Annotated in this window: 12 protein-coding genes; 8 read left to right on the top strand and 4 right to left on the bottom strand. The window is 72.7% G+C overall.

Annotation, left to right across the window (positions count from 1 at the left end):
* The first annotated feature begins 229 nt into the window (after window positions 1–229).
* The 4 genes from CXR04_RS10890 (at window position 230) to CXR04_RS10875 (ending at window position 3,985) form a co-directional block, all read left to right on the top strand.
* On the top strand, window positions 230–1,156 hold the full coding sequence (locus tag CXR04_RS10890) for an ABC transporter substrate-binding protein (RefSeq protein WP_199850439.1): 927 nt from the start codon (window positions 230–232) through the stop codon (window positions 1,154–1,156).
* A 36-nt stretch (window positions 1,157–1,192) separates the two neighbouring features.
* Window positions 1,193–2,161 (top strand): amino acid ABC transporter permease, encoded by a 969-nt coding sequence (locus CXR04_RS10885; RefSeq protein ID WP_101421645.1) that lies wholly within the window; start codon window positions 1,193–1,195, stop codon window positions 2,159–2,161.
* A 17-nt stretch (window positions 2,162–2,178) separates the two neighbouring features.
* Window positions 2,179–2,931 carry an amino acid ABC transporter ATP-binding protein gene (locus CXR04_RS10880; protein ID WP_101421644.1) on the top strand — a complete coding sequence of 251 codons (753 nt, stop codon included), beginning with the start codon at window positions 2,179–2,181 and terminating at the stop codon, window positions 2,929–2,931.
* Between the two features lie 91 nt (window positions 2,932–3,022).
* The gene (locus CXR04_RS10875; RefSeq protein ID WP_101426308.1) at window positions 3,023–3,985 is read left to right on the top strand and encodes a zinc-binding dehydrogenase; all 963 of its coding nucleotides are present in this window, start codon (window positions 3,023–3,025) and stop codon (window positions 3,983–3,985) included.
* Between the two features lie 1,572 nt (window positions 3,986–5,557).
* Here the strand turns inward: CXR04_RS10875 and CXR04_RS10870 are convergent.
* From CXR04_RS10870 to CXR04_RS10860, 3 genes are all read right to left on the bottom strand, one after another.
* Complete coding sequence (locus tag CXR04_RS10870; protein WP_101421643.1) at window positions 5,558–6,550, bottom strand: fibronectin type III domain-containing protein; 993 nt, start codon at window positions 6,548–6,550, stop codon at window positions 5,558–5,560.
* A gap of 89 nt (window positions 6,551–6,639) precedes the next feature.
* Window positions 6,640–7,908, bottom strand: a complete 1,269-nt coding sequence (locus CXR04_RS10865) for a PadR family transcriptional regulator (RefSeq protein ID WP_234380165.1) — start codon at window positions 7,906–7,908, stop codon at window positions 6,640–6,642.
* Window position 7,909: 1 nt separating this feature from the next.
* Window positions 7,910–8,824 (bottom strand): DUF4097 family beta strand repeat-containing protein, encoded by a 915-nt coding sequence (locus CXR04_RS10860; protein ID WP_101421642.1) that lies wholly within the window; start codon window positions 8,822–8,824, stop codon window positions 7,910–7,912.
* Between the two features lie 458 nt (window positions 8,825–9,282).
* On the opposite strand from CXR04_RS10860, the gene CXR04_RS35735 reads away from it, so the two are divergent.
* Window positions 9,283–9,441, top strand: a complete 159-nt coding sequence (locus CXR04_RS35735) for a hypothetical protein (RefSeq protein ID WP_234380164.1) — start codon at window positions 9,283–9,285, stop codon at window positions 9,439–9,441.
* Window positions 9,442–9,463: 22 nt separating this feature from the next.
* Here CXR04_RS35735 and CXR04_RS10850 read toward each other — a convergent pair whose 3' ends face one another.
* A complete protein-coding gene (locus tag CXR04_RS10850; protein WP_101421641.1) occupies window positions 9,464–9,643 on the bottom strand; it encodes a DUF6104 family protein in 180 nt (59 codons plus the stop codon).
* Window positions 9,644–9,793: 150 nt separating this feature from the next.
* Here CXR04_RS10850 and CXR04_RS10845 point away from each other — a divergent pair, with 150 nt between their 5' ends.
* From CXR04_RS10845 to CXR04_RS10835, 3 genes are all read left to right on the top strand, one after another.
* Window positions 9,794–10,348 (top strand): CU044_2847 family protein, encoded by a 555-nt coding sequence (locus CXR04_RS10845; protein ID WP_101421640.1) that lies wholly within the window; start codon window positions 9,794–9,796, stop codon window positions 10,346–10,348.
* Entirely contained in the window at window positions 10,345–12,516 is a 2,172-nt protein-coding gene (locus CXR04_RS10840; protein ID WP_101421639.1) for a VMAP-C domain-containing protein, read from the top strand. Before CXR04_RS10845 ends, CXR04_RS10840 begins: the two co-directional genes overlap by 4 nt.
* A 436-nt stretch (window positions 12,517–12,952) precedes the next feature.
* Window positions 12,953–13,993, top strand: a complete 1,041-nt coding sequence (locus CXR04_RS10835; protein WP_101421638.1) for an AAA family ATPase — start codon at window positions 12,953–12,955, stop codon at window positions 13,991–13,993.
* Window positions 13,994–13,997 lie beyond the last annotated feature (4 nt).

Below are 13,997 nucleotides of genomic sequence, written 5' to 3'. Positions count from 1 at the left end.
GCGAAATGGCGCGATTCAGGTGCTTTGGGCGGAATGCCGCAACGTGAGCTACGTCTCACTACCGAACCTGTTATCGGATTTTGACCCGGCAGCCTTCCTGAGCCGTGTCTTCCGGATGCAAAGATGCCGTCGTCGGCAGTCGTCGACATCCGCCCCAGGCGTACCAAACTGCCGCGTCCGGGGCCGTGAACTTCTGACCCCCGTTCACCCCCCGCAGGAGGATCCCGCAATGAGCCCTCGCACCACCCGGCGCACCGGAGCAGCCAAGTCTCGACTGGTGGCCGTCGGGGCACTCGCCGCCGCGGGGGCCCTCGTGCTCTCGTCCTGCGGCGACCAGACCGACGACGGGGGCGACAGCGGCGACGGCGGCGGCGAGACCAAGACCTCGTCGAACGCGGCGCCCGGCGCGCTGCCCAAGGCCATCAAGGACGCCGGCGTGATCAAGGTCGGTTCCGACATCGCGTACGCCCCGATGGAATTCGACCAGGGCGGCAAGCCCGCCGGCGTCGACATCGACATCGCCAACGCGCTCGGCGAGGAGCTGGGCGTCGAGTTCCAGTTCCAGAACAACGTCTTCGACAACCTGATCCCGTCGCTCGACTCCGGCCGCTTCGACATCATCATGTCGTCGATGACCGACAACAAGGAGCGCCAGGCCGAGGTCGACTTCGTCGACTACTTCTCCGCCGGCGTCTCCATCCTGGTCCAGAAGGGCAACCCCGACGGCATCTCCACGCTCGACGACCTGTGCGGCAAGACCGTCGCCTTCCAGCGGGGCACGGTCAGCGCGGACATCGCCAAGGCGCAGAACGAGAAGTGCGACAAGCCGATCAAGACGCTGCCCTTCACCAAGGACACCGAGGCGCTGCAGCAGGTCAAGCAGGGCCGGGCCGTCGCCGACCTGAACGACTTCCCGGTCGCCGCGTACAACGCCCGTGAGTCGGGCGGCGGCGACGACTTCGAGGTCGTCGGCGAGCAGATCGACGCCGCCCCGTACGGCATCGCGGTGTCCAAGGACAACGCCGAGCTGCGTGACGCGCTCGCCGAGGCGCTGGACGCGATCATCGAGAACGGCGAGTACCAGAAGGTGCTGGAGAAGTGGGAAGTCCAGCAGGGCGGCGTCGACAAGGCCACCGTCAACGGTGGCAACGAGTAACGACCGCCCGCAGCCGTTCCAGAGAGAAGTCCTCCCGTGACCGACCCGAACTCACCGGGCCCGGCCGACAAGCGACCGGCCGGGCCCGAGCTCTCGAAGACCGGCACCGCCACCGCGGTGCCGCCCGAGACGATCAAGGCGATACCCGTGCGCCACCCCTGGCGCTGGGTGAGTGCCGCGGTCGTCCTCGCGCTCCTCGGGCTGCTCGTCTACGCCTTCGCCAACGCCAAGATCGAGTGGGGCGACGTCCCCGAGTACCTGTTCTCCGACCGGGTCGTCGAAGCCGCCGGGAACACGCTGCTGATCACCGTGCTCGCCATGCTGCTCGGCGTGGTCCTCGGCATCGTGCTCGCGGTCATGCGGCTCTCGGACAACCCGGTGACCTCGACGTTCGCCAACCTCTACATCTGGTTCTTCCGCGGCACCCCGGTGCTGCTGCAACTGCTGCTCTGGTACAACCTCGGCCTCGTCTTCCAGACCCTCAACCTGGGTCCGATCTACAAGAACGAGATGACCGACGTCATGACCCCGTTCGTGGCGGCGCTCCTCGGGCTCGGGCTCAACGAGGCCGCGTACATGGCCGAGATCGTCCGCGCCGGCATCCAGTCGGTCGACGAGGGCCAGACGGAGGCGTCGCACGCGCTCGGCATGAGCCGGGGCAAGACGATGCGGCGCATCGTGCTGCCCCAGGCGATGCGGGTGATCGTGCCGCCGACGGGCAACGAGTTCATCAACATGCTCAAGACCTCGTCGCTGGCGATGGTGATCCAGTACACCGAGCTGACGTTCGTCTCCAACGAGATCTCCGCGACCAACCTGAACCCGATGGAGATGTACATCGTCGTCGCCATCTGGTATCTGGCGATGACCAGCGTGTTCAGCGTGATCCAGTACTACATCGAGCGGCATTACGCCAAGGGCTCCGTACGCCAGTTGCCGCTGACCCCGTGGCAGAAGATCCGGCGGAGCGTCTTCTCCGGGCCGCGGCTGAAGGGAACGAGGTGAGCGCCGCCATGACGGCAATGGTCAGGGCCGAGGGCGTACACAAGTCCTTCGGGCTCACCCACGTACTCAAGGGCATCGACCTGGAGGTCGCGCCGCGCGAGGTCTTCTGCCTCGTCGGCCCCTCCGGCTCCGGCAAGTCGACCTTCCTGCGGTGCATCAACCACCTGGAGAAGATCAACGCCGGCCGGCTGTACGTCGACGGCCACCTCGTCGGCTACCGGCAGCAGGGCAACAAGCTCTACGAGCTGAAGGAAAGAGAGGTCGCCGCGCAGCGCAAGGACATCGGCATGGTGTTCCAGCGCTTCAACCTCTTTCCGCACATGACCGCGCTGGAGAACGTCATGGAGGCGCCGGTCCAGGTCAAGCGGGAGTCCAAGGCGACCGCGCGGGAGCGCGCGCTGCGGCTGCTGGACCGGGTGGGCCTCGCGGACAAGGCGGCCGGCTACCCGACGCAGCTCTCCGGCGGCCAGCAGCAGCGCGTCGCCATCGCGCGGGCGCTGGCGATGGAGCCGAAGCTGATGCTCTTCGACGAGCCCACCTCGGCGCTCGACCCGGAGCTGGTCGGCGAGGTGCTGGACGTGATGCGCGACCTCGCGGAGTCGGGCATGACGATGATCGTCGTCACGCACGAGATGGGGTTCGCGCGGGAGGTCGGGGACGCGCTGGTGTTCATGGACGACGGCGCGGTGGTGGAGTCGGGCCACCCGCGGGACGTCCTGACGAACCCGCAGCACCAGCGGACGAAGGCGTTCCTGTCGAAGGTGCTGTGAGCCGCTTCCGGGTCCGCGGACCCGGGTGAGAAATTTCGCTCGGCGGGGCGGGGGCTGGTACGCCCCCGCCCCGGGGCGTAACTTCATGGTCATGTTCGCCGCCTACGCAGCCCGCATCGACCGTGACGAGCCGCTGAACGGCCTGGAGTTGGGGGAGCGGCCCGCGCCGCAGGCCCCGCCCGGATGGGCCGTCGTCGACGTCAGAGCCGCCTCCCTCAACCACCACGACCTGTGGTCGCTGCGCGGCGTCGGACTCGGCGAGGACGCCCTGCCGATGATCCTCGGCTGCGACGCGGCGGGCGTCGACGCCGACGGCAACGAGGTCGTCCTCCACTCCGTCATCGGCCAGACCGGCCACGGGGTGGGCCCGAACGAGCCGCGGTCGCTGCTGACGGAGCGGTACCAGGGCACGTTCGCGGAGCAGGTCGCCGTCCCGGTCTGGAACGTCCTGCCGAAGCCGAAGGAGCTGAGCTTCGAGGAGGCCGCGTGCCTGCCGACGGCATGGCTGACGGCGTACCGCATGCTCTTCACCAACGCGGGCGTACGCCCCGGCGACTCCGTCCTGGTCCAGGGCGCGGGCGGCGGGGTCGCCACGGCGGCGATCGTGCTGGGCGCGGCGGCGGGGCTGCGGATGTACGCGACGAGCCGCGACGAGGCGAAGCGCAAGCGGGCGGAGGACCTGGGCGCGGAAGCCGCGGTAGCCCCGGGCACGCGCCTGCCGCACCGGGTGGACGCGGTCCTGGAAACGGTGGGCGCGGCGACGTGGTCCCACTCGGTGAAGTCCCTCCGCCCGGGCGGCACCCTGGTCATCTCCGGCGCGACGAGCGGCCCGAACCCGTCGGCGGTGGAACTGCAGCGGATCTTCTTCCTGGAACTGAAGGTGGTCGGCTCGACGATGGGCAGCAAGGAGGAACTGGCGGGCCTGCTGAACTTCTGCGCCTCGAAGGGCGTCCGCCCGGTGATCGACACGGTGCTGCCGCTGGACCGCGCCAGGGAGGGCTTCGAGAAGATGGCGACGGGCGACCTGTTCGGCAAGGTGGTCCTGACCCGCTGAGCGCGCCGCTGAAGGGGCGGCGTCTGTGGGGGGCGGCGTCGGGGTGAGCCGCGTCGGGGTGAGCCGCGGCGCCGGGCGAGCGTAGCCGGGCACGACCCGGCCGGGGTGCGTGCGTCTCGCGGTGCAAAACTCGACCTTCGGCCCCGATTCGTCCCGTATCCGAGGCTGTTACCGCGAGTTACGCTCCGATCTCTCCACCCGACCTCCGCGAACGGCGGCAACCGGGCCGAGGAGCAGCTACCTGCACGTGGATGGGCGAAAGTCACCCCCGGTGGGTGTTTTGGCCAGGTTCGGCGGGTGGGTTACCGCGAGTTCGTCTCGGCTAGGCCCATCCGAGCCGCTGCGGGCGCCCGGGTCCCCACCCGTATGACCGCACGCGGGCGAAAGTCGGGCCGAACGGGCGATTTAGGCCGATTTTGAAGGGGGCGAACCCCGAACTCGTCCCGGTGGCGCGCATTCCGCCCGCCCGGCACCGCCCGGGGGCGGGCAAGCGAGCCCAGCCGGGCGAAAGTCGGCCCTCCGGGCTCGAATCGGGCCGGATTGCCGGGTGTTACCGCGAGTTACGGCCAGATTCCTCCGCCGGGGCCCCGGCACCGCCGTCGGACGGGTCATCTGCGAGCCGGCCGGGCCCGGCACCTCCCTGCCCGGTGCCGCGCCCGCCCGCGATGACGGCGGGCCCAACTCCCGGCGTCCCGGCCCCCGTCTTCCGGGGACGTCCGCGATCAGGGCGGCCCGCCTCCGTCTTCCGCCCCACGTCCACCGGGGACATCGGCGATGGGGCCCGCCCCGCCTCCGGCCTCTTCCCTCCGTCCGGCGGAGGGGTCGGCGATCGGGCCCGGCCCGCCTCCGGTCCCCGTCCACCTCCCCCGTCTGCCGGGGACATCGGCGATCGGGGGCCCCGGCGCCCGGCAGCCCGCCCAACGTCCGCCGGGGACCTCGGCGCTCGGGGAGGGCCCGGCGCCCGGCGGCCGGGCGCCCCCGTCCTCCGGGCATGGCATCCGTAGTGCAGTGTTAGGGTGCCCGCTCCCTCCGGGCCACCCATAGCCGCCGGTCTTTCGGGCCGGAGTGCGGTGTCAGGGGTGGGGCGAAGCCCCATCGCGCAGCGACGTCCCTGGAGCGAAGCGGAAGGGACGCCCTTGACACCGGACGCAGGCCCGCACACTCAGGAGTGGGGTGGCCCGGGGGGAGCCTTTACGACACGGCCACTCCCCTCACCGACACCCCCGTACACCGGCCCACCCCACGCACCACCGCCACCCCGACGCCGCACCCCCGTACCCGCCCGGCACAGACACGACGTACCAGCTCAACGCCCTACTGCCCCCGCGCTGTCAGAGCAGGCGCATACCCTTGGGCGGGCGTGAGGGAAAGTCCCGGCGGGAACGCCCGGGGCGGGTGTGAGGGAAGGTCCCGGCGCATACCTCGGGCGGGCGTGAGGGGATGACCCGGGGGAAACGCCCGGGGCGGGTGTGAGGGAAGGTCCCGGCGCATACCTCGGGCGGGTGTGACGGGTAGACCCGGCGCATACCCTTCGGCGGGCGTGCGGGAGCCCCTGGGGCGGCCATGAGAGGGCTACCCGCCCGCCTTCACCGTCACGTCCTTCGTGAACGGGCCCCACTTCCCGTCCGGCAGCTTCGCCCGCACCTTCACCGCGTACGTCGCCTTCCCCCTCTTCTCCAGCGGCAGGCTGATCCGCCCCGTGTCCTTCGGCGCCGACTCGCCCAGGACCAGCTTCGAGGCGAACTTCCCGTCCACGTACACCTCGTACTCCGTGATGTCCCCGCCCGCCTTCGGGGCGTTCCACACCAGGTCGAGGTTCCACGCGCCCGCGTCCTTGCGGGCCGTCGCCTGGAGGTCCGCCGGGATCTCCGCGCCCGCCTTGCCGCCCGGTTCCGCCTCCGTCGTGACGCTTGCGGACGGGCTGGCCGGGCCCGAGTTGCCGGCGGCGTCGCGGGCCTTGACCGTGAAGGTGTAGTGGGTGTCGGGGCGGAGGGTGGTGACCGCGGCGGTGGTCTCCGTGCCGCCGACGCTGTGGATCTTGGTGCCTTCCTGGTAAATGTCGTAGGACGTGACTTCCTTGTCGTCCTCCGACCTCGTCCAGGTCAGCGTCGCCGAACGCGGGCCGTCCGCACGCGCCTTGAGGCTCGCCGGCCGCGTGGGCGGCTTGCTGTCGTCGGCGTCCGCCGACGGGGTCGTGACCGCGGCGGCCTGGCCGGGGCCGGAGAGTTTGCCGTCGGCGTCCCGTGCGCGTACGGAGAAGGTGTACGAGGACGACGGCTTGAGGCCGGTGATGTCGATCATGTGCTTCCCGGCCGGTACGTTCTGGATCTTCTTGCCGTTGCGATACACCTCGTACCGCCGGACGTTCTCCGCCTCCGCCGCCTTGTTCCACATGACGTGCACGGACGTGGACGTGCTCGTGTAGACGGTCACGCCGGTCGGTACGGTGGGCGTCTCCGGCGGTTCCGCGGCGGCGCCGCTGTCCGAGCTGCAGGAGGTCGCGGTCAGGGCCAGGAGGCAGGCGGCGGTGGTGCTCAGCGCGGCGAGCGTGGGGGTGGGCCTCACAGGGACGCCTCTCATCGTGCGAGCAAAGGTCCAGACCTTTTTCGCACACTCACCGCGTACATTTCAAGACGTCGGCAGCGCCCCGCAGTTCAGTCCTTCCCGCCGCCTCCGCCGCGGTCCTTGCCGCCTCCGTCGCCGCCTTCTCCGCCGCTCCCGCCGCCGCCCACGCGCAGCAGCGCCGTGAGGTGCGCCGCCGCCGTGGACAGGTGGCGGCGGGCCTCACGGAGCTGGTCCGGCGAGACGCCGTTGTCGCGGGCGGCGTCGCGGACGTCGTCGCGGAACCGGTCGAGCAGGCGCTCCAGTTCGCGGGCCAGCTCGGCGGGGGTGGCGTCCTGCGGGGTGTCCTCCTCGGCCCACTCCGGGGTGTCGGCGGGGTCCGGCCTGAGGTACGACGGCCAGGGCGTCCTGACGCCGCCCATGCCCGTGGTTCCCGCGGCGGGGCCCATCCCGCCGGGCGGCTGGGTGGGAGCGGTGGCCGCGTCGGCGATCGTGGCGGACGGAGAGGCGGGCTCCGGTCCGGCGCCGTGGCCCCCGCCCGCGCCGGGCCCCGTACCTGCGTCCGTCCCAGCGTCCCTGTCCGTCCGCGTACCCGCCCCCGCCTCCGTACCGGCGCCCTCCGGCCCCGTACCGGCGCCCCCCGCCCCCGTGCCGCGGCCGCCGAAGCCGCCCAGGTTGCCCAACTCCCGCGTCAGCTCCGCCAGGCCGTCCATCAAGCCGCCCTGCCAGTCGCCCGTACGGACCCTCGTCTGCACCTGCTCCTGCACCTGCCGGGCGATCCGCTCCGCCTCGGTGCGCACCCGCTCCTGCGTCTCACGCGCGTGCTTGCGCGCCTGCTCCGCGTCCTGCCGGGCCCGCCGCGTCTCGTCCTTCGCTCGCCTCGCCTGCTCCTTGAACTCCTGCTTCGCCCGCTTGAAGTCCTCCTTCGCCTGCCGCCACGACTCCTTCTCGCCGGCGCTCGCGCCGCCCGACGTACGGGCCTCCTTGGCGGCCTGGCGCATCTCGCGGCGCAGGTCGCTTGCCGTGCCGCTGACGTCGGCCTGGATCTCGGCGGCGAGTTCGGCGACGGACTCGCGGATCTCCAGCTCCAGTTCCGCCAGCTCCGCCTGGCGGGCGGCGAGTTCGGCGCGGCCGGCCTCGGTGATGGCGTAGACCTTCCGGCCGCCCTCCGAGGTGTGCGTGACCAGGCCCTCGGTCTCCAGCTTGGCGAGCCGGGGGTAGACGGTGCCGGCGGAGGGGGCGTACAGGCCCTGGAAGCGCTCTTCGAGGAGGCGGATCACCTCGTAGCCGTGGCGGGGTGCCTCGTCGAGCAGCTTGAGCAGGTAGAGCCGCAGGCGGCCGTGGGCGAAGACGGGGGGCATGTCAGAGCACCTTCTTGTCGGACGGACCGGCGGGACCGGTCGGACGACCGGCCGGACCCGCGCCCGGCGGCGCGTCCTCCGGTTCTTCGTCCACCCCCTCCGGGCGGCGGAGCAGGGCGAGGGCGCCAGAGACGGTGGTCGCCTTCAGCGAGCCCTTGCCCGCCCCCAGGCGGCCGTCGACGGACTTCGCGCCCCACTGGCCGCTGACGTCCAGTGCCGGGAAGGCGTTGGAGACCGCGCCGCTCGTCGTGCTCGCGTGCACCTCGACGTCCGGCTCCTCGGGCAGCCGTACGGCGATCTCGCCGGAGACCGTGTTGACCCGGACGTCCGCGGCGCGGGCGGCGGGGGAGAGGTCGATGACCATGTCGCCGCTGACGGTGTCGGCCTGGACGCTGCCGCCGGCGCCGTCGATGAGGGTGAGGGGGCCGGAGACGGAGTTGTAGCGCAGGTCGCCTTCGAGGGCCTGGGCCTCCAGCTCCCCCGAGACCGTGTCCGCGCGGACCGGGCCGGAGAGCCCGACGAGGGTGGCGCCACCGCTGACGCCGCGTACGTCCGTACGGCCCGCGATGCCCGAGACGACCGCGTCGGCGCCGACGACGCCGACCTCGACGCGGGCGGTGGCCGGCACGGCGAGGGAGACGACGACGCGGCGGCGCCAGCCCTTGCGGTCGAGCCACTTCAGGAAGCCGCGCCAGGGCAGGTCCTCGTACGCGACCGTCAGCTCGCCGTTCTCCAGTGAGACGCGCAGCGGCGGGCCCTCGATCTCGCTGACCTCCAGGCGCGCCGCGCCCGGCCGGCCGGTGTCGTCGTGGGTCCCGACGACGTGCACGGCCCCGTTGACGATCCGCACCTTCAGGGCCGTGACCGGCTCCTCGAAAGCGAGGGTCTGGGGATCGGCCACAAGCTGCACCGACATCCACGGCCTCCTGACTCGGGCTCTGGCGAGCGCTCACACCCAACGCAACATATCGCGTCTCCGCCAAGACACGATATATCGCGGTGCACGGAAGTCAAGCGTGAGCCCCGGGGCGAGTCCGGTGTGGGGGCGCCGTCCACTCGCGTCGTCCTCTCGTCGAGGCGGGCGAGCAAGGCGGGGCGTACGCCTGAATCGCCGGTAGACGGCACCTGACGGGCTCAGTATGGTCCAGTAGGTCCCCCCGCCGCCGCTCACGGGCAGGGCCCGGCGTGGGAGACGTACGTCGACGGCCGTCGTGCACGGGGTGGGTTGATGGGCATTTTCGACAGGCGGCACCGCATTCGGTACCCCGCCGGGGGAGTCCCCCCGCGCTCCGCCGCGGAAGTCTGGAATGCCCTGGTCGGGCGGCGCGGCGAGAGTGGCGCTGCCGGGCACGTAACTCCCGCGGGCAGATGCGCATGGTTTCGCGGCAGTGGACGATCGGGCGGGGTGAGGACGGCAGGCTCGGCGCGACCGAGACGTTCCGCTTCGATCCGTCGGAACTGAAGCAGCCGCTGCTGACCACTGTCCTCGAAGCGGGATGGACGTGGCACGGGATCGCGCTCGGCAGGCTGTGACCGGTGCGGCCCGCTCCTGCGCCTACTCCTCGTCCTCGTCGTCGAGGCGGGCCAGCCAGGTGGCCAGGCGCTCGACCGGGACCTCGAATTCCGGGTTCAGGTCCACGAACGTGCGCAACTGCTCGGCGAGCCACTCGAAGGTGACTTCCTCCTCGCCGCGCCGCTTCTCCAGCTCCTCGATACCGCGGTCGGTGAAGTACATGGTGGGTGCTCCGGAACGGGGGGAAGTGACCGGTTCAGTATCGCTCACCGGGGGCGGCTGACCGGCGTGCGGCCGCGGGTACCGTCGCGGGGCGGCGGTCCGCGGACTAATGTCGGTGCATTGGGCACCGAGCGTAGTCGGGGGAACCGGATGAGCAGCAACCTGCCGCAGCGCGTGACTCTGCCGGACGGCACCGAGGTGTGGGTCCGGGCGACGCCGCTCGACGAGCGCGTCGCGGCGGGGGCGCGGGCGGGAGTGCCGGCGCCCGGGGGCGCCCGCCGGGGCGCCGGGCTGGACGTCGACCCCGGCGTCGAAGAGGGCCTCGACGCGGACTTCGCGGACGCCGACGACGATGCCGACCTCGAACCCGTCGCCGACTGGAGCCGGTTGACCTCCCGGGTCGCCGGGCTCACGCCCCTCGTCGGCGGAGTGGCCGCCTCCGTACGGGCCGCCGCCGCGGCCGCCGCGCCGGACGAGGTGAGCGTGACGTTCGGCGTGGAGATCTCCGCGGGGACGGGGAAGGCGATCGCGCTGCTCGCCGACGCGAACACCACGGCCCAACTGTCGGTCACCCTGACCTGGCAGCCCGGTTCGCGCCCGGCCGGGCCCTCAGGAGCCGAGTCCCCTACCGCATCGACCGCCGCGTCCGATACGGCTGCATCTGGTGCATCCGGCACGTCTTCCACGGCGTCTGCACCGGTATGAGGGTTCCGATCGAGAGCAGCGAGGCGGCGGACTACGCGCGTTACCAGCTCTGCAAACTGGCCGCCGCGGCGACCGTCGACATCCGGGCGGCGCCCGGTTCCGAGGACGGGTCGCTGTGGGGCAGCGGGTTCCTCGTCGCGCCGGAGTGGGTGCTGACCTGCGCGCACGTCTTCGTCCACCCCGACGGCTGGCGGCGCGGTACGGCGCCGGGCGAGCTGATCGGCGTGGTCGTGGGCGGGCGTACGGTGCCGGGGCGGGTGGAGTACAGCATGCCGTCGCCGGACAGCACCGCCGCGCGGATGGGCAGCGATCCGGAAGCACGGGACGAGACGTTCGCCGAAGCGGTGATGCAGGTGGGGCCGGATCTGGCCCTGGTACGGCTGTTGCCGGTCGGGGCCGAAGGCGCGGGCGTGGGTGTCCCGGGCGGCGAAGCGCGGTACGGGCTGCCGTACCCGGCCCTGTCCGGTGCCCAGACGGGCGCCCAGCCAGGCGTTCAGGCGGGTGTCCAGCCCGTCGCCCGGCCCCCGGCGGGCAGCGAACCCGTCTGGCTCGGCGACCGCTACGACGACTTCCTCGACCAGGCCGTCCTCCTCAGCGCCCCCGGGCGCGCTGGCGCCGGGAGCGGTGACGACGTCGACGCGGCGCTGCTCAGCGCCGAGTTCGCCGGGCGCAACGGGCAGCAGATCCTGCTCGGCACCCCCACCCCGATCCGCCGCGGCGCCTCCGGCGGGCCCGTACTGCACCTGGGCCGCGGCGAGGTCGTCGGCGTCGTCAAGGCCCGCTACCGCAGCGGCACCGGCGGCGGCACCGCCGTGTCCCTCGACGAACTCCACGCGCTCTCGCCCGAGCACCTGCTGCCCGGCGCGACCGGCCTGGGCCCCGAGCCGTACCGCGAGCTGATGCGGCTGCACGACGCCTGGCACTGGTACCGCCACCACGGCATCGACGACGAACGCACCTCCTGGACCGACCTGCAGCGCGCGCTGGGCCCGGCGCGGTTCGGCGCCTGGGGCGCGCTCGACCGGCTGAGCGCGCTGTGGCGGCTCGCCGACCTGCCCGCGCCGCGCGACCCGGAGGTCGTCGAGCGGCTGGTGCACCAGGTGCTCGACATCCAGGGCCGCCCGCTGGGCGCCCGGCGGCTGCGCGACTGGCGCGACGGCCACGGGCTGCTGCACCGGCATGCCGCGCCGGAGCGCGCGCTGCGCGACATGCTGCTGTATCTGAAGCTGGTGACCCGCGAGGCCGCCGCGGACCTCGAAGCGGGGGCGCGTACCGCCGTCGAGTCCCTCGAATCGTGGGTCGCGGAGCGGGCGGGCGAGCTGCCGCCGCGGCAGCGGCAGGAGATCCGCGCGGTGCGGCGGGCGCCGGTGAGCGTCCTCGTCACGTTCGACAAGCTGCCGTTCCTCGACCCCGCCGCGGGGTCCGTGCCCCGGTACAACTGGACCGTGCGGCGCGGCTACGGCAAGGGGGAGTGGGAGCACGTCGCGCTCGACCAGTCGTACGCCGGGGGTTCGTTCGAGGAGGCGGAGGAGCACGTGCTCCAGGCGCTGGCGCCGCAGTTGCTCGGGGCCGACGCGGAGGCGCAGACGCGGGTGCGGCTGGAGGTGGCGCTGCCGGAGGAGCGGCAGGCGCACCCCACGTACCGCTGGGAGCTGCCGGCGTCCGGCCGGGCGACCGCGGGCCGGCCGCCGGCGGGCACGGTGCGGCCGGTGGTGCACCGGGACGCGGCGCGTGCCGGTCCCGAGCCGGAGCCGCTGTGGCGCGACCGGTGGCGGCGGATGAGCCGCGCGCCGCGGCAGCGGCTGGTACGGGCCGCGCCGCCGGGCTGGGGGCGCGGGGCGGGCGACGGCGGGGTGCCGGTGTTCTGCCACGCGCTGGGCGACGGCAGCGGGCGGGCGGCGGTCGTGGGGCAGTTGCTCGACGAGGGCACGGCGGTCGCGCTGTGGCGCGCGGGGGGCCATCGGGGCGAGGAGTGCGGCGAGGAGTGCGCGGCGTACCACGCGGAGCTGGCGGCGCTGCTGGCGGACGGTGCAGGAACGGTCATGCGCGATCTGCCGGGGCGGCTGCACGAGGTGCGCCGGGAGGCACTGGAGGCCGGCCGCGGGTGCGCGGCGGACGTGATCCTCTTCTACGACGACGCGGACGACACGATCGGCGCGGGTGGTTGAGCGGCGGCGGAGGGGGAGTCGAGGGGCTTGGCGAGCGATACGGGCGAGTTGGCGCGGTACACGGATGACGTGATCGGGGCCCGTTGGGTGCTGTCGTGACCGGTGTGGCGCGTGTGGCGACGTACGCGGGCCCGGATCATCACCCCGGTGCGCCCTGCCCCAGGGGGCGTGAACGGCGTACGGGTGGTGGTGAATGGGTGAGCGGGGCGGTGAACGGGTGAACGGTGCGCGGGCGTCCGGGTGCGCCCTACGCGAACCTCGTGCCCCCACTGCGCAGTTGGACAAAACCGGCCCGCCACCACGCGGATTGGCCGATTCGGCACCCGGCGTCAGCGCGCCCGGCTAGCCTCTTACCCCCGTGAGGGTTGCCCTCGTCCGTCCCCGGGCAGACAGTGGGGCAAGCCCGCTGCCCGGTCGGCGACAAAGGGGTTACGACGTGAGCGAGTGGCTCATCTACCGAGGCACCGGCGCCCCCCACGACGGCATGGAGAGACTGCCGGCGCCGCCTCCCTGGCGAGAATTCGACGGCGGTCCACCGGTGCCTCCGCCGGCCGCGCTGGAGCCCTCCTCCGAGCGCAGGCTCGGCCAGCGGCGCCGCGAGGCCAGCCACCACCGGCCCAGCACCCGCGAGTGCGAGATGGTCAACGCCGCGCTGTATCTGCGCCGCCCGCTGCTCGTCACCGGGCAGGCGGGCAGCGGCAAGAGCACGCTCGCGCATTCCGTGGCGTACGAGCTGGGCCTCGGCCGGGTCCTGACCTGGCCCATCGTCAGCCGCAGCACCCTGCGCGACGGCCTGTACGCCTACGACGCCATCGGCCGCCTCCAGGACGCCCAGCTCAACCGCGCCGCACGCCAAGCCGAATCCGCCGAATCCGCCGGCGCCGCCGAGGAGCCCGGCGGCGGCATCGGGCGCTACATCCGCCTCGGGCCGCTGGGCACCGCGCTGCTGCCCTCCGCGCGCCCGCGCGTGCTGCTCGTCGACGAGCTGGACAAGAGCGACATCGACCTGCCGAACGACCTCCTCCACGTGCTGGAGGAGGGCGAGTTCACGATCCCCGAGCTGGAGCGGATCGCCGACCGCGCGCCGGTGGTCGAGGTGCTCAGCGACGACGGTACGAAAGTGCCCGTGCGCGGCGGCCGGGTGCGCTGCGGCGCCTTCCCGTTCATCGTGCTCACCAGCAACGGCGAGCGCGAGTTCCCGGCGCCGCTGCGCCGCCGCTGCATCGAACTGCAACTGCCGGTGCCGGACCGGGCGCGGCTGACGGGGATGGTCCGGGCGCACTTCCCCGAGGGTGACGACGAGCGGTTCACGGAGCTGATCGACCGCTTCCTGGCCGCGGGCCCCGGCGACGTACGGGCCGTGGATCAACTGCTCAACGCCATCGAGCTGACCCGGCAGGCCGATTGGGACCAGGCGGACGGCTCCGCCCGGCGCGTGACCGAGGAGCTGATGCGGCCCATCAACAGGCCGCGGTGAGCAC

The organism is Streptomyces sp. CMB-StM0423, assembly GCF_002847285.1.
In the GTDB taxonomy this organism is placed as follows: Bacteria; Actinomycetota; Actinomycetes; order Streptomycetales; family Streptomycetaceae; genus Streptomyces.
This window is presented reverse-complemented; position numbering and strand designations above follow the sequence as displayed.

Excerpts from the sequence above, each read along its gene's own strand:
- CXR04_RS10890 (WP_199850439.1), top strand. The coding sequence starts at position 230 with ATGAGCCCTCGCACCACCCGGCGCACCGGAGCAGCCAAGTCTCGACTG.
- CXR04_RS35735 (WP_234380164.1), top strand. The coding sequence starts at position 9,283 with ATGGTTTCGCGGCAGTGGACGATCGGGCGGGGTGAGGACGGCAGGCTC.
- CXR04_RS10850 (WP_101421641.1), bottom strand. The coding sequence starts at position 9,643 with ATGTACTTCACCGACCGCGGTATCGAGGAGCTGGAGAAGCGGCGCGGC.
- CXR04_RS10845 (WP_101421640.1), top strand. The coding sequence starts at position 9,794 with ATGAGCAGCAACCTGCCGCAGCGCGTGACTCTGCCGGACGGCACCGAG.
- CXR04_RS10865 (WP_234380165.1), bottom strand. The coding sequence starts at position 7,908 with ATGCCCCCCGTCTTCGCCCACGGCCGCCTGCGGCTCTACCTGCTCAAG.
- CXR04_RS10875 (WP_101426308.1), top strand. The coding sequence starts at position 3,023 with ATGTTCGCCGCCTACGCAGCCCGCATCGACCGTGACGAGCCGCTGAAC.
- CXR04_RS10880 (WP_101421644.1), top strand. The coding sequence starts at position 2,179 with ATGGTCAGGGCCGAGGGCGTACACAAGTCCTTCGGGCTCACCCACGTA.
- CXR04_RS10860 (WP_101421642.1), bottom strand. The coding sequence starts at position 8,824 with ATGTCGGTGCAGCTTGTGGCCGATCCCCAGACCCTCGCTTTCGAGGAG.
- CXR04_RS10840 (WP_101421639.1), top strand. The coding sequence starts at position 10,345 with ATGAGGGTTCCGATCGAGAGCAGCGAGGCGGCGGACTACGCGCGTTAC.